Annotated in this window: 15 protein-coding genes and 8 pseudogenes; 6 read left to right on the top strand and 17 right to left on the bottom strand. The window is 63.0% G+C overall.

Annotated features, from left to right (window positions below; genetic code table 11):
* Nucleotides 1–133 precede the first annotated feature (133 nt).
* From ACZ4UV_RS50555 to ACZ4UV_RS50545, 3 genes and pseudogenes are all read right to left on the bottom strand, one after another.
* Nucleotides 134–305 (bottom strand): annotated as a pseudogene (locus tag ACZ4UV_RS50555) (IS5/IS1182 family transposase); the annotation flags it as partial.
* A pseudogene (locus ACZ4UV_RS50550) lies at nt 305–486 on the bottom strand (IS5/IS1182 family transposase); the annotation flags it as partial. The pseudogenes ACZ4UV_RS50550 and ACZ4UV_RS50555, both read right to left, overlap by 1 nt.
* Nucleotides 487–493: 7 nt before the next feature.
* Nucleotides 494–1,297 carry a transposase gene (locus ACZ4UV_RS50545; RefSeq protein WP_467849506.1) on the bottom strand — a complete coding sequence of 268 codons (804 nt, stop codon included), beginning with the start codon at nt 1,295–1,297 and terminating at the stop codon, nt 494–496.
* A 1,324-nt stretch (nt 1,298–2,621) separates the two neighbouring features.
* On the opposite strand from ACZ4UV_RS50545, the gene ACZ4UV_RS50540 reads away from it, so the two are divergent.
* Together ACZ4UV_RS50540 and ACZ4UV_RS50535 are read left to right on the top strand one after the other, a co-directional pair.
* A complete protein-coding gene (locus ACZ4UV_RS50540) occupies nt 2,622–3,248 on the top strand; it encodes a helix-turn-helix transcriptional regulator (protein ID WP_467849502.1) in 627 nt (208 codons plus the stop codon).
* 62 nt (nt 3,249–3,310) lie between these two features.
* Nucleotides 3,311–3,592, top strand: a complete 282-nt coding sequence (locus ACZ4UV_RS50535) for a transposase (protein WP_467849669.1) — start codon at nt 3,311–3,313, stop codon at nt 3,590–3,592.
* Between the two features lie 52 nt (nt 3,593–3,644).
* On the opposite strand, the gene ACZ4UV_RS50530 is transcribed toward ACZ4UV_RS50535, so the two are convergent.
* Both ACZ4UV_RS50530 and ACZ4UV_RS50525 read right to left on the bottom strand, forming a co-directional pair.
* Complete coding sequence (locus ACZ4UV_RS50530; protein WP_467849498.1) at nt 3,645–3,824, bottom strand: hypothetical protein; 180 nt, start codon at nt 3,822–3,824, stop codon at nt 3,645–3,647.
* Between the two features lie 567 nt (nt 3,825–4,391).
* Nucleotides 4,392–4,595 carry a hypothetical protein gene (locus tag ACZ4UV_RS50525; protein ID WP_467849493.1) on the bottom strand — a complete coding sequence of 68 codons (204 nt, stop codon included), beginning with the start codon at nt 4,593–4,595 and terminating at the stop codon, nt 4,392–4,394.
* A 1,003-nt stretch (nt 4,596–5,598) separates the two neighbouring features.
* Here ACZ4UV_RS50525 and ACZ4UV_RS50520 point away from each other — a divergent pair.
* Nucleotides 5,599–5,785: pseudogene (locus ACZ4UV_RS50520) on the top strand (IS630 family transposase); the annotation flags it as partial.
* Nucleotides 5,786–6,267: 482 nt separating this feature from the next.
* Here ACZ4UV_RS50520 and ACZ4UV_RS50515 read toward each other — a convergent pair.
* The 7 genes and pseudogenes from ACZ4UV_RS50515 to ACZ4UV_RS50485 all read right to left on the bottom strand — a co-directional run.
* Nucleotides 6,268–6,705, bottom strand: a pseudogene (locus ACZ4UV_RS50515) (transposase); the annotation flags it as partial.
* Between the two features lie 53 nt (nt 6,706–6,758).
* On the bottom strand, nt 6,759–7,247 hold the full coding sequence (locus ACZ4UV_RS50510) for a maleylpyruvate isomerase N-terminal domain-containing protein (RefSeq protein ID WP_467849487.1): 489 nt from the start codon (nt 7,245–7,247) through the stop codon (nt 6,759–6,761).
* Between the two features lie 233 nt (nt 7,248–7,480).
* Nucleotides 7,481–8,113: an HD domain-containing protein gene (locus ACZ4UV_RS50505; protein WP_467849482.1), complete on the bottom strand. Its 633-nt coding sequence runs from the start codon at nt 8,111–8,113 to the stop codon at nt 7,481–7,483.
* Nucleotides 8,114–8,424: 311 nt separating this feature from the next.
* Entirely contained in the window at nt 8,425–9,627 is a 1,203-nt protein-coding gene (locus ACZ4UV_RS50500) for an alpha/beta fold hydrolase (protein ID WP_467849477.1), read from the bottom strand.
* Nucleotides 9,628–9,712: 85 nt separating this feature from the next.
* A pseudogene (locus ACZ4UV_RS50495) lies at nt 9,713–10,012 on the bottom strand (SDR family NAD(P)-dependent oxidoreductase); the annotation flags it as partial.
* A 13-nt stretch (nt 10,013–10,025) separates the two neighbouring features.
* Nucleotides 10,026–10,538 (bottom strand): Rossmann-fold NAD(P)-binding domain-containing protein, encoded by a 513-nt coding sequence (locus ACZ4UV_RS50490; RefSeq protein ID WP_467849683.1) that lies wholly within the window; start codon nt 10,536–10,538, stop codon nt 10,026–10,028.
* Nucleotides 10,459–10,704: pseudogene (locus ACZ4UV_RS50485) on the bottom strand (alpha/beta fold hydrolase); the annotation flags it as partial. The pseudogene ACZ4UV_RS50485 and the gene ACZ4UV_RS50490, both read right to left, overlap by 80 nt.
* A gap of 536 nt (nt 10,705–11,240) precedes the next feature.
* Here ACZ4UV_RS50485 and ACZ4UV_RS50480 point away from each other — a divergent pair.
* Together ACZ4UV_RS50480 and ACZ4UV_RS50475 are read left to right on the top strand one after the other, a co-directional pair.
* Nucleotides 11,241–11,996, top strand: a complete 756-nt coding sequence (locus ACZ4UV_RS50480; protein WP_467849473.1) for a transposase family protein — start codon at nt 11,241–11,243, stop codon at nt 11,994–11,996.
* Between the two features lie 678 nt (nt 11,997–12,674).
* Nucleotides 12,675–13,328, top strand: a pseudogene (locus ACZ4UV_RS50475) (IS5 family transposase); the annotation flags it as partial.
* On the opposite strand, the gene ACZ4UV_RS50470 reads toward ACZ4UV_RS50475, so the two are convergent.
* Complete coding sequence (locus ACZ4UV_RS50470; RefSeq protein ID WP_467849679.1) at nt 13,309–13,716, bottom strand: hypothetical protein; 408 nt, start codon at nt 13,714–13,716, stop codon at nt 13,309–13,311. The pseudogene ACZ4UV_RS50475 and the gene ACZ4UV_RS50470 sit on opposite strands and share 20 nt — an antisense overlap.
* Nucleotides 13,717–14,242: 526 nt before the next feature.
* Here ACZ4UV_RS50470 and ACZ4UV_RS50465 point away from each other — a divergent pair.
* Nucleotides 14,243–14,941, top strand: coding sequence for a GNAT family N-acetyltransferase (locus ACZ4UV_RS50465; protein ID WP_467849468.1), 699 nt, complete (start codon nt 14,243–14,245; stop codon nt 14,939–14,941).
* 112 nt (nt 14,942–15,053) lie between these two features.
* Here the strand turns inward: ACZ4UV_RS50465 and ACZ4UV_RS50460 are convergent.
* The 4 genes and pseudogenes from ACZ4UV_RS50460 to ACZ4UV_RS50445 all read right to left on the bottom strand — a co-directional run bounded on the left by ACZ4UV_RS50460 (nt 15,054) and on the right by ACZ4UV_RS50445 (nt 19,897).
* A pseudogene (locus ACZ4UV_RS50460) lies at nt 15,054–15,824 on the bottom strand (transposase family protein).
* A 126-nt stretch (nt 15,825–15,950) separates the two neighbouring features.
* Entirely contained in the window at nt 15,951–17,015 is a 1,065-nt protein-coding gene (locus ACZ4UV_RS50455) for a lipoate--protein ligase family protein (protein ID WP_467849664.1), read from the bottom strand.
* 765 nt (nt 17,016–17,780) lie between these two features.
* Entirely contained in the window at nt 17,781–18,407 is a 627-nt protein-coding gene (locus tag ACZ4UV_RS50450) for a helix-turn-helix transcriptional regulator (protein ID WP_467849462.1), read from the bottom strand.
* A gap of 281 nt (nt 18,408–18,688) precedes the next feature.
* Complete coding sequence (locus tag ACZ4UV_RS50445) at nt 18,689–19,897, bottom strand: permease (protein WP_467849456.1); 1,209 nt, start codon at nt 19,895–19,897, stop codon at nt 18,689–18,691.
* Nucleotides 19,898–20,056: the final 159 nt, after the last annotated feature.

Raw genomic sequence — 20,056 nt, 5'->3', positions numbered from 1 at the left:
TGAGCGGCAGAGCCCCCAACAGACAACAAGCCCCCAAACTGGGGATGATCGGAGTCGCAGGGCGTGCAGATGTCCGGCCCTGAGGCTTGTCCCGCAATGATCGAAGAACAGAGACAGCCGGCTCTGTGCCTGGCCCTTCAGCCGGCTGCCGGCAGCCGCGGAGGATCTTCCAGGTCTTCATACGGGCAAGGGTGTGCCCGACCCGTGGAGGCGGGCGATGCGGTGGGAGGCGTTGTGCTCCTCTTCCAGGCCGAGAGTTCGGCTTGGCTGGCTTCACGAAGGTCTGGAATGACCAAGCCGGTGCCCGACAGTACGCGGCGACCAGGAGCACTCGGTCCTCAAACGGCAGGCCCTGTGGCTGGCCTCCGCGAACAGGGTCTGCGCCCTCGCGTCGTAACGCGGTGATCAGCTTACCGAACTGCCGTGGGCTCAGTCCGCTGGCCGGGTTGTCCAGGAGCGCTCCGACGCCGTCATCACACCGGTCACTGCGTGATCATTCCACCGCTTCAGGTTCTCCCCCGCTCGAACGCGCTGCGGCAACGTTCAACCTGCCCAGCCACGTTGGTCCATGAACCAGCGCATGATCTCGCAGGGGATGACGTGCTGAGGAGGATCCGGACCTGGAGCCGACCGTCGACATCCACACCGTCCACATCCACATCCACGACGTGCGCCGCACGCACTCCTGCCAGGACGTAGCGGGCTCGTACTTGGCCACGGTGCGTCGGTTCAGGCCCAGCTCGCGGACTATCGCGCTGAGCGAGCGGCCAGGGCCAGAATCGGAGACAGCGTGCACCGCCTCGGACAGTTCTGCCGGCGGTGGCGCGGCAGGTTCGGATTCAAATACTGCGGCGGACAAGCAGGCGCGGTGGGCGGCGGCGATGTCCGAGACTCGTTTCGACAGCCCCTGCCAGAGGTGGGATTGGTCGCTGACCTGCACCGCGTCCGGGGCCTGGTCGGTGATGCCGCCCTGCCGGTAGACCGGAGAGCCGTGCCTACACTCCACCTCGACGCCAGGATGCGTGCGCACCCAGGCGGCCAGCTGCTCTGCATCGCGCCCGGCCCACAACTCGATCGGCAGCCGCATGTACGCGTCCACGAGCAGCGTGCCGTAGACGTCTGCGCACAGCGCGAAGTCATCCACCCCCAGCACCTGCGGTGTCGCGACTGAAGGCAGCCGCATGCGCATCAGCTGGAACAGCACACTCGTCCGCGACAACAGCGCCTTCAGAGTGTGCAGGGGCCGAGCCCAGCCACGGCCGGCGAACAACACCCCGGCCATCTCCACCAGCAGCAACGTCGGCCAGCTTGCCGGAGTACCGGCTGCACACCCGCGCCGAATCGCGCCCGCAGGCCGGACAGGCCACCATCAACTCACAGGTACGGGCGGCGATACGGACCGCGTCGGCGGCCGACCGCACCCGCTCTACCTGCACCACATTCAGGTGCGGAGACACAATTCGTACGAAGTCATCACGCACCCGCTGAGGATCCCGCTACCCGCGACGGAGTGTCACCGGCGCACGATGGCGCATCCCCGCTTCACGAAGATCTCGCCAGGGCCACTCACACGAGTACGGGGACAGCAGACGGAGGCGCCATCCCGGGCCGGCTTCTGCCCGGACCGACGCCACATCGCGCGCACAAGCACGCGCATGGAGGGCGGTACCGCGACCTACCGAGCTCGATCGCCAGCTCACGAAACAAAATCGCCATACGGCAGAACAAAAGCGCCATGCTAGGGGTCCAAAAAGGCATGGACCCTGAGTAGTACTGTTTCCTGCACGACGAAATATGTATATTGTACCACTTTGCAACCCTCTTGGCGGGCCAACCGTGGCCGGATTGCTGCGAGTTCCGTCCACTATGAGGATCGCGCAACGCCGAGGTAGTCAGAGAACGTGTCTCGCATAGTCTCCCGTCGCAAGAAGAAGGAGGGCCACAGGAGGGAGTCGCGGGATCGCCGCGGGCTGGTAGGACCTGATGACGAGCCAGTGCTTTGACGCACATCACGAGCCTTTCTTCGCAGGCAGCGTCGCCTGGGGCAGGCCGCCGGGCAAGGTCTCGTCAGCGCTGGATGCGCTCACGCCATCGCCTTCACAACGATCAGAGTCGATCAAGAAGCGGGCTGCCACCCACGCGTGCCTCAGTGCGAATCAGCACATCTGACCCTGCTCGCCCAGCGCACCCGAGCAAGCCGTTCTGGCCCCATTGGTGCAGCCGACAATTCCCGTTGGTACACACAATGACTGTCAAGCGGCTGAACCTCGTCCGAATATTCGGGCTTTTCGGGTCATTCGCGATGATGAAAACTTCGGATCGAGCTGCCAGACCATGCGGCTAAGACTGTCCGTGCTTGACGCTCCACCTTCTCTCCTGATTGACTTCGACTACGTATGAAACACTATGCGGCCCCGGATTCATATTCGCGCGTGAGCTTCTCGAATATGGCATGACTCGCTCAATATTGAGCAGAGCATGTTACCGACTGACTCATGGGCTGAAACTCCGAGTCCTCCAGCTATACCGGTCGGCCCATAATTCGGGGGACATTTTCGAATGCCCAGGCGCGAAAGTATTTTCGGTGCAGCTAGGGCATAGTGTTCGTAGAGGGTAACGAAATGCCGTCGACTGGAAGCCAGGTCGCTGTAGCGCTCTTCACAGAGGATCAACTCTCCAACGAGGGCGCCTCTGCCGCGTTAAAGGAGTTCGCAGCCATCAGACTTCTTGCCACGCAAGAAATAGAACTGGCAGACGTATTCCTTCTGTTGGTTCGAGAAGTCTCTGAAACAGTACTCGCGCAGCTCGAGAAGGCAGCTTCCGCTAATCCGGACATTCGTTCGATTATTGTTGCAGACGCAGTATCTCAGCCCGGTCTATGGCGCGCAGTCGGCCTCGGCACAGTTGCTTATATGAACCGAGGAGAGACAAGCTTCAAGGAGATTGTGGACGCCGTAACGGCTGCACAATTTGGCGATCCGCACTTTCCTGCCCCGATGCTGGGTCAGCTATTGGATCACATCAAGCGCCTTGAGGATCGCGAGCCTGGAGGCGGGCTAGGACTGAATCAGCGCGACCTTGTCGTCCTACGAATGCTCGCCAATGGCGCCGACACCCTCCATATCGCGCGTGAACTAAACTACTCCGAGCGCACGATAAAAAACATTGTGCACGGCATCATCCATACCCTTGGCGTCAGCAACAGGACTCAGGCTGTGGCCTACGTCGTACGCGCGGGCCTTCTTTGATTGATCTCTTATGAGCTCCCCATGCTAGGAAAAAGGCAGCCTACTCGAGTTATGCAGACTACATAAACCACATAACCCGCATAGGCATCCGGGAGTGGGAGATCCTCCGTCCGCTGGTCCCAGCGGTCAAGCCCGGTGGTCGGCCAGCGAAACACACGCGGCGGCAGTTGCTCAACGCGCTGGCGTACTGGCTGCGGGTCGGCTGTGCCTGGAGCCTGCTGCCGTATGACGTGCCGCCGTGGCAGACCGTCTACCCATTACTGGCGGCAATGGCAGCGAGATGGAGTGCGGGAGCGCATTCTGACGACGCTGCGCGCATGCGAGCGAGTGCAGCTCAGCCGTGATCGCGCCCTCAGCGCGGCGGGCGGACGTCTCGGCGAAAACGGATTCGATCTCTCAGCGTTCGCGGTGGAGGGCCGCCAGTTGCCGGGCCGGATAGCGTCGGGCGTCCAGGAGGCGGGTGATCAGACGGTAGTCCTGGGCTGTGTCTTTGAGCCGGTAGGCCAGGACCCGGACGGTGACCGGATCACGTTGGGCGGCATCGGTGCCGGCATGGATGCGATGCGAGAGATACATGGCCCGTCACGCAGGGGCCCGTCGACGAGCAGGACACGGTTGGCGGGCGCCCGCCACAGCAGGTCGGCATCCGTGGCGGTGATGGCCTGCCACAGCGGGATACCGAGGAACTCGCGTTCAGCCAGGAAGAGTTGACCTGGCCCGCGGGAGCGGGGCAGGCGGCCCACCAGGGTCACTTGGGTGCGGGCCAGGCCTCGATAGCAGGCTCTGAACAGGCCGTGTGTTCGGGCGTGCTACAAGAGGGTGGCTTCGATACCGACGCGGATCGCCTACCGGCGTTGCCACTGCTCGGTCTGCTGGCCCAGCCGATTGCGCACCTGGATCTCGCGCGGCAGCCACGGCAGCACCGCGGCCGAGCGAATGGCCGAGGCGGTGCACGGTGCCCGATCCGGGCAAGGCCGGCAGTCAGCCTCGGCCAAGCGCGCCTGAAGTTAGGTGTGGCCGGAGATGTTCAGCTTGGTCCAGGACACACGCGCCGCGCCGCGCGGGCAGACGGTCTGCCCGTTGACCCAGTCGAAGCTGGTCGATGCTGAAAGCCGCCTTGTCGAAGCTCGAATCCACTGTGACCTAGCGGCGGTTGTCCGCAAGGACCGGGCCGAGCAGCGTGATGCCGTGCACGCGCTGGGCCCGCTCAATGTAGGCGGGTGAGAGGTAGGCGGTGTCCACGATGTGCTCGGCCGGAGCCGGCCGGCGGCTGGCGAGGGCGTCCTGGATCGAGGAGTCGAACCGCAGCGAGGCCGACGGCAGGGCAGCGCCCTCCCGCCGAGGCACGGGCCCCTCAGAATCCCAGTAGCACTGGTGAACCCAGGCCTGTCGCAGGATGTCCACCTGCGGCAATTCCGCAGGCCGGGTGGGGCGTGGGCCGCCCAGGCCCCGGTGAGAAGCTTCTGGCCGTCCCAGCCGAACTCCTCGGCCCGTTCCCGCACCGTTACCCTGACGACTCATCTACACTTTTCCGTCTGGAGGTTCGATTGTAAATCCTGAATAGGAACTTTCCCGAGGGGCAAAGACGCCGCGAGGACTCACAATATTTACATACGCTCAGGTGTTGCAGGTACTCGGCCTCGGGGTTTACCTCTTCGTCTCTTCCTGAAATCGTCACGCGTCCTGGAACCTCTCTGAACTCGACGCGAGTGCGTCAACTATTCGACTCGCGAACTCGGCAGCACAAGAGCGTTCATGGAGCGCGCCTGGCGATGGGACGAACACAATCGTCGTGACGCAACGGTAGCACCAGGAGACCCTTCAATCTTATCTCGCATTGACGCGCAACCTTTCAGGCAACAACTGCTGCCCTAATGGTCATGCAGAGTGACTCGCGACTCCGTGTAAGCGCACCAAGCACGACGGATGTGGCCGTGTCACAAGACGCTGCTGGTGAGTTCTTCATCGCGGTGGAATCTCGTGCGCTCAGTTCTCAGTGGATGGCTGACCGCGGCCATGTCCACGCGCGAAATCGTCTGGGCCGGTTCGGCCAACTCGGTGGGCCTGATGAACAAGCCTTCACATTCGGAAGGCTATCGGCGTGACCGTAGGTGAACCATGTGCGACGCTGTTATCGACTATCGCGCCGTCTTGCAGGCGTTGTCCGGCACGGCCGCTTCACTACTGACCTGGTCTACGCAGACGTCGACGAGGCGCTACTGGCACTGGCCGGACTCGCCGGTGAGGAGGTCATCGGCCTTACCTCTTCGACGTCTTCCCAGAGAACCCCGATGCCCCTGACACGGCCTGCATACGGACGCTGCGAGCTGCTTTGCTCTGCTTCGCTGTCACCGGAGCCGAGGCAGTAGGGCCCCTGCGGCCCGCGGAAGCTGCATCTACTTCGAGTACGAGGCAGGCTTCACCCGCCGGCCGCCCATGGCTTCACCTGGGGCCGACGCGACCACACCCCGGTAGTGACGGTGAACGACCGCCGCTCGGCACACCTGTCCGTGGCCGGGCTGGTCGCCATACGACCTTGTGATGGTATGCACGGCTGCATACTTTTCGGCGCTCGCGAAGTCGCCAGGAGGCGGATGACCTTGTTGCCCAGTTGGGCATTTCACCCTCCCCTAAAGGGCAGGAGATCGGCTGCAACGCCTTCTCCTTCTTTCTTTTTGCGTCTTCGGATTTTAAGATATGGCCCATCGACTATCCGCGATGGAAAGAGAGTGATTGATGCAGCTCCGAAGGACCCTCATCACGTGCGCCGTTGGTGCGTTTATCGCCATCGCGAGCGCTGCTGTCGCGCAACCGGCCGCTCCGGGTACCGGCTCCTCTGTGCAAGCGGATTCGGGCTCGGGTCCTGACTGCACTCAGAACAGCAGCTGCTCTGGTCACGACTAAGACCCTTCAGACATCGCTCTAACCTTGCTCTTTCACAAGTCCTCGTAGGTTCACCTACGGGGGCTCTGTGTTTTGCAGTGTGATCCTTCAGGGCTGGGGCAGGCAGGGAACAGGTCGTGGACGGGGCGAGGAACACCCCGATCTGACAGTTCTCGGTGCGTCCCGCGGTGCCGGAATACTGCTTTTGCACTCCGGCTTTGCACTCCGGCCGACCGGATGCCCTACTTGAGGAACCCGGTGTCGTCGACGATCAGCACGGCCTCCCGGTCACCGAGTCGACGTGTTCCACCACATAGTCACGGACGTCGTCCAGGCCTTCGTCGGCGTCCCACTCGATCCGGTTCAGCAGCCGGTGGATACGACCTGGCCCGGCGTGGCCGGCTTCCGACGCCAGGCTCCCGCCGTTCCGGCGCTGCGGCGGAGCAATGAGACCCCCATGTAGGCCAGCGCCGACTGGCGTGGCTCCTCCCGATTGAACCGGTGCACGAAGCCGCTCATGCACCGAATCGAGTTCACCCGCCCACACCCTGACATCAGCAAGGCCCCCACCCATAACCGGACCATCGACCGAACTGGCCAGCAGCTACGGCAAACACCGTTGCAATACTAAGGACGGACAAGAAGGGTGCAGCGACCTCGTGGCTCACTCGTGACACGCTGAAGTGGTCCTCGCTGTGACAAAATATCCCACTGAAGGTGTGTGTAGAAGTCGAAGGCACATACGTCAGCCATCAGGTGAAGGGGATACGTACCGAGAGCCAGGAAGGGCACCCGTGTTGACGCGAACGGCTCGGATTGAAGGTCTTCAAACAGCTCCAAGGCGGATTGGGCTTGCCGATCGAAATCCTCAAGCGTCCAAGTCTGTGCACTATGCCGATTTTCCTGGTCCTCGATACCGAAATCGTCGGCAACCAATTCGTCCCGCACTACTGACGTCAGCGTTTCCAGCAGGTCGCCCATGTGAACCGCTACATCCAGAACGGTCCAGCCTTCCGCTGCGCTGGCCTGGTGCCACTCACTCTCACTAAGGCTTCCCAGCACCTTCCGTGCGTCTGCGATGCAGGCACGCAGCCCCTGGATTCCGTCTTGGCTCATAGGGATCCTTAATGCTCCGGTCCTCAAGGGGACGATTTGGTTGTTCGATGAAATGTGAGTCCGGTGCACCCCATCGCCCTTCAGCAGATGGGGAGTTACGGAGTGTCGCCCCAAAGACCGCAGTCCAGCTGTCTTTTTGTTCAGATGGCCGGTGTCGTCCTCGTGGACCAGTGCCGGCATCTTTACTGGGGCGACACCACCTAAGACAGCAGTCCGCTACCCGATGGCGTGGCTCACTCTCCCCAGGGGCCTTCGTTGACGGTGTGCTCCATGAATGTCTCACCGTCGGTCTCCCGCTCACGGACGAGAGAGAACGCAATCCCATATCGAGGAACTGCGTTCTCACTCAGTGCTGCGTGTGCCACGATCACGTCGGTGAGTGAGCGGACCATTTTGAGCCGAGGGTATGCGTCGTGGATTTGCGGGGCCCATTCGGCTACGAGATCTGCATTTTTCCCGAAGTCGATGTAGATGCCTTCGTAGGTCAGTCGTGTGATCAATCCTCGCCGCACGGCGATCTGGTCGGAGGTGTGAAGGGCGATCGCTTCCCACACCTGGTCCACTTCCGCGGCAGCGAGATTGTGCTTGGTCAGGATTTCTGCGACGAGGTCGGCTCCTTCTACCTCGAAGCGAGAAGTCCCCTTTCCCAGAGTTCCGGTGGAAAGATCGTGTCCTACGCAGGCGGCAAACAGAAGGTTCTCGTCGTAGGCCGCATCGTTCAGGGCACCGATGTGTTCCGCGTACAGGCGTGCCCACAGGAAACTGCGAAGGCAGTGGTTCACGACGGACGGGTTCACGGTCTGCTGCATCGCCACGAGGATCTCGTTGCGCCACGTACCAGTCGGGAGACTGAGGGTGTCTTCCATGATTTTCCTTTTCGGCTGGTTGGGTTATTTGCTTCAATATCCACAATTCCGGTACCCTCCTCTTCGCCGGTGACGGATATCGCACCGGCGGAAGAGTGGGCTACGCCTTGAGAGGGTACGAATTGACCTGGTCGGCGTCTATTCGGTTTTCATTGACTTACCCGGGCGCTGGAATTAGTGCGGGATTGCGTCTGCGGCAGGATCTTTACCGGGAATCACGCTGGGCGGGAGATGACAGCCCCCTTACGGAGGACCGGGCGAAGCGTCGTCTGTTCGCGGGCAAGTCATGCCTGGATTGACGTGAAGCAGGTTCAACTGTCATTTCCAAGAATGAGTCGGGCTGTTTGTTCGGGTTGCTCCCACTGGGGCCAGTGGGAAGCGTTCTTGATCAAGTGCAGCGTGGCGATGTGGAATTGTCGGGCGATGTGACGGGCGACTGCGGGATTAAGATAGGGGTCGTCTTCGCCGAACGCCACGGTGACCGGCACGGTCAGTGCGTTCAACTCGCCCTGCGCGATGCGGTGGTTCTGGATCTCCAGGTCAGGGAACAGAGTGGCGGTCCATGCGCGGATCGCGACGAGTGCGTCCGGTTGTGTGCCTTCTCCGAACCATTGTGGAGCCACGGAGGCCGCCACCACACCGTCTGGGTCTCCGACGGTGTACCCGAACCGTGTCTGCGTGTGTGCCAGGATCCACTCCCGCATCTTCGGATCGTCTAAGAGGGCGTCGGCGAGCGGCTTGAAGTTGGGATCCCCCAGCAGGCGGATCAGCTCCGGGAACTGCAAGGAAGGAGCGTCCCCGTAATAGCAGTTGAGGAGCACGAGTCTGTCCACCGACTCGCGGTGGTCCAGTGTGAAATTGACGGCGACGGCTCCCGACGCGTCGTGGCCGACCAGAAGGCAGCGATCAATTCCGAGGGCGGTGAGTACCGCACTGAGTTCGGCCTCGCGCTGCCCAGGTTGGAGGGTGGTGTATTGGCCACGGTCGGACTTCCCGAAGCCTGAGAAGTCCAGCGCCACCACGCGCCGTGGGGATAAGAACGGGATGAGACGGTCGTAGATCCGTGAGTCGTCCGGAAAACCATGCATGACAACGATGGGTAAGCCGTCCCCTCTGGCGTCGCGAACGTGCAGACGTCCGTAAGGTGTCTCGACCGACCTGTTCTGGTATTCGTAATCGGGTGTGGACATGGGATCCTCCCTGGCGTTGGTTTCCGTCCCCGGCTTTCTGGTACTGGGGGTTACTGAGTGTCGGTCTGTTGTGGCCAACGGCCTGAGCTCCTGGCCGTATGGCGCACAGTCCTCTTCGTGCTCGGTGAAGAGGGCGATGTGCCGCCAGTGATCCATTTCCTTGCGGAAGGTGTGGAGTTTGGCGTCGAATGCCTGGAGGGTGTCGGCTCCGAGCTGGAGGCGTAGGGGCGGTTCCGGAGTGGAGGCGATCTCGACGATGACGTGGGCGGCCTTGGCCGGGTTGCCGGGCTGGGCGTGGTTCAGGCCCGGGACGGCGTCGCGCATCGCGCCGGCGGGGGCGGCGTAGTCGTCGATGCAGTACTGGCAGTACGGCGCGTTGGACGGCGAGAGGGCCGAACACGTTGGTCTCGAACACCGCGCGCACGTTGGTGTCGTGGGACTCTTCGACGGCCGCGAGCAGACCGGTGCCGGCGTTGTTGACCAGAATGTCGATGCGGCCGAACCGCTCGACCGCAGCGTCGACGGCTGCCTGGATGCTCTGCGGGTCGGTCACGTCCAGCGGCAGGGCCAGCAGTGCGTCGCCGACGTCGGGAAGCCGCTCACGGACGGTTTCCGCGTTTCTGGCGGTCGCGACCACCTGGTGGCCGGCGGCGAGGGCGATGTCCAAGCCGAGTCCGCGGGACGATCCCGTGATGAACCAGATGCTCATTGCTGTTGCCTCGTCAGACTGAGTAGCTGCCGTAGAAGGACCTGTTCTGGGTGACGAGGCCCTGGACGTCGAGTGGATCGGCGCCGCCGATCTTCTTGACCAGGTCGTTCATGCCGGGGAAGACACCATTGCGGTAGTCGATCGAGACGGCGAGAAGGTGCTGGATCATATGGGGAGAGGTTTCGCGCTTCTCCAGGATCTGTTTGGACTCGCCGAGTTCGATGGGTACGTAGGTGACCTCTCCGCCCAGCGCCCGCGATATCTTCTCGGCGATCTCGTAGTGGTTGAGTTCCACTGCCCCGCACAACGGGTAGGTCAGGCCGACGTGCGGGGCGGAGTCTTCCAGGATGGCCGCGATCACCCTGGCCTGGTCACGGGCTGCTATGGGTACATGGCGTCCGTCGGCGAAGGGGAAGCGCAACATGCCGCTTCCGTCCCACATGTTGATCAGCCATTCGGCGAAGAAGGTCGGCGTAGGTGCTGAGATCGTTGCCGTTCCACGGCTGGCCTGACCGGCCGTGACCACGGCGGTCGTGCACGCTGGCCCGGTAGCCGTGGTCTGCCACCAAGTACGCCTGGTCGTACCAGGCGTCGGCGTTGAGCGGCCAGCCGTGGCTGAGAATCACAGGGCGACCGCTTCCCCAGTCTTTGCAGAAGATCTGAGTGCCGTCAGAAGTGGTGAAGACGGGCATGATCGATTCGCCTTCCGCCGGCGACTTCACGCCAGTCGAGGTTCCTCTGTCAGTGTTCCGACAGAACTCGCTGACGAAGTGGGTCGCTTGAAGTGGTTCAACGGATCTTGGTGTGCATGTGTGCAGCGGGCTGACCGTGGCCAGGAGGTCATCCGCTGCGGTATCTCGCCGCCGCCGTGCTCTGTCGTGCCGCTGGCCGCTTCCCATGGTGCAGCAGAATGGAGGTTCGGCCATCCCGTGCGGTTCGTAGTCCACGTAGTCGGGTGGCTACGAACCCGCACCCCAGGACCCGCCAACCGTCGGGTTCACACCGCCGGATAGCGGGTCAGGGATTGCGGTATGTCCGATGTTCCTGCAGTTCTCGACGGGAATGCACTCCGAGTTTCTTGAACGCTTTGCGCAGGTGATAATCGACTGAGCCCTTTCCAACCTGGCTGTGGCGTCGGGGTGTTGGTGGGCATGGGTCGTACTGAACGACGAAGCTCCTGGTAGACGGGTTCTCGACCAAGATCACCCGTGTCCGCCGGGAGCTTCACGTGCTTGTCTACCCGTCGTCGATCGATCTGTCCGGCCGCACGCTGCGGCACCTGACGAGGCAACTGGCCGCTCACCGGCGGGAGATCGGCACGCGATGGCGGCGTCTGCCCGTCGGCCGTCAGGCCCTGCTCGCCCTGGCCCACCTGCGATGCGGCGACACGTACGCCCAGCTTGCCGCAGGGTTCGAGATCGGCATCGCGACCGTCTACCGCTACATACGCGAGGCCGTCGAAGTGCTGGCCGCCCAGGCGCAGACCCTGGCCGAGGCAATGACGACCGTCCGGACGAAGGCGTACGTGATCCTGGACGGCACCCTCCTGCCCATCGACCGGATCGCCGCCGACACCCCGTACCACTCCGGAAAACACAAGCGCCACGGCATGAACGTCCAGGTCATCACGGATCCCTTCGGCCGACTGCTGTGGGCTTCCGCGGCCCTGCCCGGCTCCACCCACGACCTGACCGCCGCGCGCGAACACGGCATCATCGACGCGCTCGCAACTACAGGGCTGAAGTGCTGGGCGGACAAGGCGTACCAAGGGGCCGGCCGCCATGTCCGCGTACCTTTCCGGGGCCCCCGGCTCAAACGCTGGAAACGACGGCACAACAGCACCCACGCCAAAATCCGGTGCCTCGGCGAGCAGGCCATGGCCGTCCTGAAGAGCTGGCGCCTGCAACGCAAGCTCCGCTGCAGCACCAACCGGATCACCAACATCGTGAAGGCCGCCGTCGTCCTTCATCACGCCTCAACCTGAGGTTGGAAAGGGCTGACTGGCTGTCACCATTTTACAGTCAGACGTTTCGCGGCCGTACTGTGTGCCCCGTCTCTCCTTCGCACCTGGGCACGCCCGGGATGTGCAATGGTCAGACCGGGTCAACCAGTCCGCAGAAGGGTCCGAATGCTTCCGGGCCAGTACCTACATGATCGGCTCTCCAGTAAATCACGCGGATGCCGGGTCATGCCGGTGCTGTGTGCGGTGACAGGATCGCCCCCTGGCACGCGCAGATCCTGATGAATCGTTGAGCACGGGCCGCGGTCAGATCGTGACAGCGTCCGAGCAGAGACGGGGACAGGCACAACACTCCATCGCGAGGATCAGCGCGCATCTGCCCTTTTGATGCCACGGCAGCGACCTCCTCGACCCACCGCCCCCCAGGTGCCCGTGATCAGTGAGCGTGCCACGGCCCGACCGGCTGGATGCCTTCCCGTCCCACGCAGTTCTCCGGCGCCGGGGCACACGTGTGGGCTCCGCGTCACCTCGGCGGGCCGCCCCTCGCCCCCCGGCCCCGGCTCGGGCCGGACCCCCGTGCGCAGGTGCCGCAGTCCATGGCGCCGCCGGATGCTCGCCCGGCGGCGCAGCCGGTTGATCCCGCTTCAGCCCGTCCGGCCACCGGCGCAAGCACGGCCGCGCGGGCCGGCAGGCAACAGCCGACCGGCTCGGCCGTCGCAAGATGAGCAGCCGAACCGCCAACGTTCACCGCGTGCCGGCGCGCTCCATGAACCAGATGGGAGTACCTGCTCCAGGATATGCGTCGGTTCCGGTATGACCTGTTGGCGGCGGCTGCGCTCGAAGGACAAGCTGGAATGGTCCCGGGCGGTGATCGACTCCTCGCACGTCCGCGCGGCCCGCAGGGGCCCAAAAGCGGACCCAGCCCGGTCGACCGCGCGCGCCCTGGTAGCAAAGACCACCTCGTCGTCGACGGCCAGGGCATCCCGCTCGCGGTGTCACTGGCCGGCGGCAACCGCGGGTGACGTCACCCAATTCCTGCCGCTGCTCGACAAGATTCCAGCCGTCGCGGGCCGGGTCGGCAAACCGCGCCGACGGCCGGACGCGCTACTGGCCGACCGCGGCTACGACCACGACAAGTACCGCCGCCTGCTCTGGCAACGCGGGATCCGCCCGGTGATTGCTGAGCGAGGCCGGCCCCACGAGACAGGCCAGGGGATCCTTCGCTACGTCGCCGAGCGCGCAGTCTCCGGGCTCCACGGCTTCCTACGCCTGCGCATCCGCTGGGAGCGACGCGATGGCATCCACGAAGCATTCCTCGGACTCGCCGTCTGCCTGATCACCCACCGCCACGTCCAACGGCTCTGTCAGGGCCTTTCAAGTGGCACTCCGCCTCCTCGTGCCCGGTCATGCATTCAGTGGCGTCAGCGCCGGTGACAATGGTGACAATCCAGTGCGCCATGCGGTCGCTGATGTCGGCGTGGGGCGGAGCGGCCACGCGGTTGCTGACTTGCCGCGTCCAGCAGGAGTGCTCGATGCCGGGCTGACGGATGAGGTCGGCGGGCATGTTGAGTTGCTGGAAGACGCCGTTCGTGGCCGGGTAGGCCAAGCCGATCGCGGCAGCCTGCCGGGTCATGGTGGTGAGATCGGGCTGCCACCCTGTCGTGAGGTCTGCAACCGCCCTCGCCAGGCCCGCCTGGGAGGCCAGGTAGGCAAAGGGCGCGTCTGCGGCATCCGGCCCGCTCACAGCAGCGGTGATGAGTCAGGTCCGCGTTGCACCGACCGTAGTTGTGCGGACGCTGTTACGCCGCAACTCCTGCCTGACCTCGATGGTGCCCGCCCGAGCCGGCCGGCCATCTCCAGGATCTTCCCGCCGCGTTCGCGCAGCGCGGCGATCCTTCGGTGTTGCAACCGCGACAGATAGCGGACGGATCCGGAACCCTATGGGAGATGATCCGGTCTCAGGCCGTCGTTCTCGGCTCACCCGTCTCACGCTCGATCCCGAGTCGTCTGCCCGCCTCGACGCTGCCCACCCCGGACGCAGGAGCTGGCAGTACTCGGCCTCGCGCTCCAGGCCCGCTTGCATCCCTCTATTCCCCACCCGACCCGCGGTCTGAGCTTGCGTGAGGCCAATGCTCTGAGGTGTACTCGACATCCTGCTTCCGTGTTCGGCGATGCCGCAGAGACAAAGGAGGCCATGGATCCTGCAGCAATGTCATCCAGGTCGATGAACGAATCACAGTTCGAAACTTTGGCATATTTAGGATATGAGCATGGGAAAGTATACCGAAGAATCGCTCGACAATCCGGTATGGTCAGCTTTGACAGGCGATCACGTCAGTTTGTCGCAGCGTTTGAGAAAGGCGAGCCGCTATGATCCCGAAGTTTCCCTGTTTGCCGGCTTGCAAGATCCTGACGATCCGGCTGCTTGGCTAGATCTCCGCCAGCTCATGGGACCTGGCGGCAGCGCGCTGCTGGTAGGAGAGCCCCTTCCCGCTCCCGGGTGGGAAATCCTGGGGCGAGTTAGAGGTATTCAGATGATTGGGAAGGAAGTAGCGCCGGGGAGCCTCAGCGACACAAGGGTCCTCGCTGAGGATGATCTACCCGAAATTATGAAGCTTGTGGAACTGACAAATCCTGGACCGTTCCTGCCTAGAACAGTTGAGCTTGGCACCTATCTCGGGATCCACGACGGGGGGAAGCTTGTTGCCATGGCGGGCGAGAGGTTCAGTTGGGCCGGGTGGACGGAGATCAGTGCCGTATGTACTCACCCGGACTTCCGCGGGCAGGGACTCGCTAGTCGCCTCCTCCGAGCTGTAGTCAAGATTGCGCAAGATCAAGGAAAATCGCCATTTCTTCACGTCATAGAGACAAACACGTCGGCGATTCGACTCTATGAAAGCATCGGGTTTTCCCAGCGGCGCAGTATAGAGTTTACGCTTGTTCGATCACCTCAGTTTTCAGCCGCTTAATGGACTCCACGCGTTGCGGGATGAGGACCGTTCAGAGGTAGTGGCGCAGGCGTAACGACACGTAGCGGGATATGCCGCAACGGTGGAGGCTCAGGCCTGCACTGAGGGTTTTTCAACCTGACGCAGCGGCGAGGTGAAGGGCAAGGATGCCTTCACGATCGCTGAGGTGCGGTTGGTGCTGCGGCACAGTTTCCGCAGAAGGCGCCAGTTCTTGATCGTGGCCATGGCCTGCTCGCCGGCGCACCAGATCTTGGCGTGGGTGTTGTTGTGGCGTCGTTGCCACCACTTGAAGCGGTGCCCCCTGAACGGGATGCGGACCGCGCGGCCGGCGCCTTGATACGCCTTGATACGCCTTGTCCGCGCAGCAAATGAGCCCGGCCTCGGTGAGGGCGTCGACGATGCCGTGTCGGCGTGCCGCCGTGAGGTCGTGGGTGACGCCGGGCAGCGCGGACGAGGCCCACATCAGCCGTCCGAACGGGTCGGTCAGGACCTGGACGTTCATGCCGTGGTGCCGATTCTTGCCGGAGTACTGAGGCCGGTCGGCGGCGATGCGGTGGATCGGCAGCACGGTGCTGTCCGGGACCACGTACGCCTTTGTGCATGCCGTCGCCGTCGCTTCGGCGAGCGTCGGCGCGAGCGCGGCCAGGACGTCGACCGCTTCACGGTTGTAGCGGCGCACGGTGGCGATCCCGAAGCCGAACCCGGCCGTCAGCTGCGCGGCGGTGTCGCCGCAGCGCAGCTGGGCGCCAGGGCGAGTAGAGCCTGGCGCCTCGGAGCCAGCCACCGCCACCGGCTGCCGATCCGCTGCGTCGCGCCGCCACTCCTCGCTTACGTGGCGCAGGTGCGCGGTGGACAGATCCATCGCCGACGGGCAGAAAAGCACGCGGAACTCCTGGAACGACAGTTGATCTTGGTAGCCAACTCGTCCACCCGGAGCTTTGCCGTTCCGCTGAAGCGTCCAACTCGCGTCATACACTGGCAGGTTGGAAGAAGCTCAATTCCGTGCTACTCACGGAACGCGGGCTGTCCAATCCGCCGCCGCGAACTTAGTGTCCGCGAGATCAATCGCCTGGTTTAGTTCGTCATCCGTGACTCGACCGATCGAGAGGCCATAACGAGAGCGAAATGACTCAATCATCCGCTCGATCACTTCTTTTCGAGAGAGTCCGGTCTGACGCTTCAGGGGATCTACCCTCTTTTGCGCACTGCCGATCCCCTTGCCAGACAACTTCTCTCGACCGATACGCAATACTCGCACCATCTTGTCAGCGTCGATGTCGTAGGACATGGTGACGTGGTGCAGGACAGCACCGGAATCCGTGTTCTGACCGAGAATCCGCTTCTGAGCCGCCCCCGCTATCTTTCCGAATTCACTCGCAATGTCATTCAGGGGCTGATACCAAGCTTTTATACCCATTTCGTCGAGTGCCGTCAGGACCCAGTCATCGAGATAAGCATAGGAGTCGGCGAAGGACAGCCCAGACACCAATGAGGCAGGAACAGACAACGAGTATGTAATGGTATTTCCGGGTTCAACGAACATGGCGCCGCCGCCCGAAATCCGTCGAACCACACTGATCCCCAGGTGCCTGGCTGCGTCCATGTCTACTTCGTTGTTCAGCGACTGGAAGCTACCAATGACGACAGCGGGCGCTGCCCATTCCCACACTCGAAGAGTAGGTGGCCTCCGTCCGGCGGCCACCTCCCCGGTAAGAACCTCGTCGAGCGCCATGTGCAGGGCCGGAGGTTGAGGAGCCTCGTGGATCAACTGCCAGTCGTAGTCAGTCCAGTCCGTAGCTTGCGCCAGGGCACGCCTAACAGCGACAGCCACCCCTTCTGGAGTGACCCCGTACATGACGACGTCCGCCGGCAAGTGAGCGACGATCCGCGCGGAAAGTGCCTCCGCGTCCAACGCCGCTGAAGCGCCTTCGAGAGCCCCATTAACCGAAAACAAGGCCTCGTCTGGCTCAAGGAAGAAATCGCCTGCCACTCTGACATTTCGAAGAAGGCCATCCTTTTCATCCAGGTCCACAACGACCAGCTTGCCCCCTGCGGCCTTATACTCGCCATGCATGCGAATCAATCCTTCCGTCGGCTCTGTGCAGCAAATGTTGAACACTCGAGGCTGCCAGCTTTCTTCCCTCGAATCGCTGCCCAACCAGGAGGCAGGCGCTTCATACCCTGCGAGAGGTGAGGGCTGTCTCACGACCTCGTGCACGGTCAGCCGTGGCTCGTCGCGCGGTAGCTCGTTGAAGTGGCCGTGATGGGGGCTGCGGCGCGAGAGCCGGCCCTTTCGGAGTACCAGGTCACCGTTCTGTCGACGGCGGTGATCACTGAACTCGCCACCGAGACAGCACCGTTGCGGCACGAACGGCATCAGGCACACCTTGTGGCTCTGTTGCGGCAATGGGCTGCAGGAGCCGTAGCGACGAACAAGTTCGTCTTCACCGACCGCCTGCTGGCCACCCGCGAGTCTGCGTCACGGCACCACGCATGACGTGCCTGCCCAGTGGTTCGGCGTGCACCACGCCACCATCACCCGCATCCGCGGCCGGCACGGACGCCAAGGGGTGCGTGCTGTGCTGCAGCCTGGTCCATGCGGGCAGCTGCGCCGGCATCGCCCAGGCCCGACAGCTCGGACTGGTCCAATTCCTGGCCGACGGCCGGGTCACGGAAACCCTCGCGGACGCCGACGACCAGGGCATAAGGGTCGGCGGTCAGGGCCGAGGCCAGGGGCCTCCTTGTGTGCGAGGTGCCGCGCATCACCCGAGAGTCCCTGGCGGGATCCTGGGCCAGTCTGCCGTGGTACTTCTGCGGACAGCCTGAATTGGTGCAGTCTTCAGAGGAGCCCCTCCCGGACAGCGTAAGCGACAGCTTGCGTTCTATTTTTCACATCAAGCGTGACGATAACTCCACGAATAATATTTTTAATCGTGCGATCGGAATAATTCAGGCTTCGTGCGATATGCGCGATTTCCGCCCCTTCTGCGAGCATTCTAAGGACAGTGAGGTCGCGATCGGTGAGGCTGATACCACCTCCGGGACCACGGTGTTCCAATCGTTCAATATAGCGCAGCAGTTTCCCCACCATTTCCGAAGGGAATTCCGGAATTCCGGAATTGACGGAAACCGCGGCGCTGACGATGTCCGCAAAAGAGGTATCTTTCCAAAGAAAGAAGGCTGACACGCCCAGGCCGGCCGCTCGCCACAGGGCAAATTCCGCAATCGAATCGCCAACCAAGACGGTACGAATTTCGGGCCGTATGGCAAGGGCCTTCTCGATCTGCGCCAGCACCTTATGGGATACTTCGCGCGCCAGGATCACGAGGATGTCAGCTGAATCGATTTCGTCTGCATCGATAAGGCGAACTTCATGGAACTCTTTCAAGGCGGCGTAAGCGCCTTCAAAATTTAGGCGATCTTCCGAGTGTAGAACTACAGCGACCTGGCCTTCAGTCGGCATCATTCGATTACTTTCTGTGCACAACGCCCGCCTTTGGTGCAGCCATAGTCTTTCTAAGCCACAGAGACGAGCTTGCTGGACGTAGATTCGACTTGGAGCAACGAACCGCGCGTCCCGAGCCACTCGCCGCGCCCGCGCTCGGTCTGGTCGGCATGACGTGGCTTGCAGGCCGGGTTGGGCGGTGAGCACTCTGAACACGGGCCCCCAACGGGCTCAGAGCATGATCGAGGTCGCCAGAATGTGGACAGCGGGAGCCGGGGGTCGCGCCCCCGGCACGCACACGGCTACGCCTCGGTCGTGGTCTCCGACGCTCCCCTCCGCATGTTGCCGTGCTGATGGTGGTCGCCACTTTGATGTCCGGTCTCGGGAGGGCCGCCCATCATGCGGAGCATGGCCCGTCCGCCGGTTCGCCAGAAGCGCGCGAGGAGCACGGCTGCCAGGAGGAGGAAGGCGATGTTGAGCCAGGTGGTGTAGTTCCAACTGATGCCTTCCGCAGGTAGCTTCGCGTCTTCCTGATGGGGGATCAGACCGAAACCGCCAAAGATGAATTCCACGACATACCCGGCGATGACCATCGCGAAGTAGAAGGTGGTGAAGATGAATGCGGCCGTCCTGGCACCGTAGTACTTGCGGTAGATGTTGAGGATCGGCAGGATCAGCAGGTCGGCGAATATGAACGCCACCACACCACCGAAGCTGATGCCTCCCTTCCACAGGACCACCGCCAACGGCACGTTGCCGATGGAGCACACGAAAGAGGCGACTGCCACGAGCGGGCCTATCACGGGCCCCCACAGTTTGGCCGCCAAGGGATGCCCGTCGAAGAAGAAGGTGCGCCAGAACGAGTCCGGCACCCAGGCGGCAATAGCGCCGGCGACGAGTAGACCGACGACCATGTCACGGATGATCGCCGCCCACTCCATGGCGAAGACATGGCTGGTGGACGTGTACCCCTCACGGGAGAACAGCCGACTGGTGAAGGACCCCTCACGCTGAATGGACATGTCCATCGCGGCGTGCCCCTCCATCGACCCAGAAAGTCCCCTTTCGGCCTGTTCGCGGGCCTGGCGCAGGAGCCTGTTCCGGAGGAACAGCCTGAAGAGGACCGCCAGGACAATGATCATGACGGGTCCGCCAATGAACTCCGCGACGGTGAACTGCCAGCCCATCAGCAGCGCGAGGATCACGCCGAGTTCGACGACGAGGTTGGTGGACGCGATCTCGAAGGCCATGGCGGCCGTGAAGTCTGCGCCCTTGCGGAACAGGGAGCGGGCCAGTGCGACCGCGGCGTAGGAACAGGACGACGATGCCATGCCCAGGCCCGCAGCGATGGCGAGGGTTCGGGGCCGATCGCCGCCGAGCAGCGAGACGATGGTGCTCTTGCGCACCACGGCCTGGACGACTGCGGACAGGGCGAACCCCAGGATCAGGGCCCAGGTGATGTCCCAGGTCATCGAGCCTGTGATCGACAGTGCGTGCAGGATGGCATGCATCCGTGAAACCTTTCTCTCCCGGGTGCCGCAATCGAAAGGCGCCCCGTACGCGTGCTGCGGGGATGTCAGGAGCGGATGAACTCCAGCAGATCCGCGTTGATCGTCGACGCCTCCGTGGTCGGCATGCCGTGCGGGAAGCCCGGGTACACCTTCAGGCTC

Source organism: Streptomyces sp. NPDC028289 (genome assembly GCF_055565975.1).
Note: the sequence above shows the minus strand (reverse complement) of the source record. Positions and strands in the feature narration are given on the sequence as shown.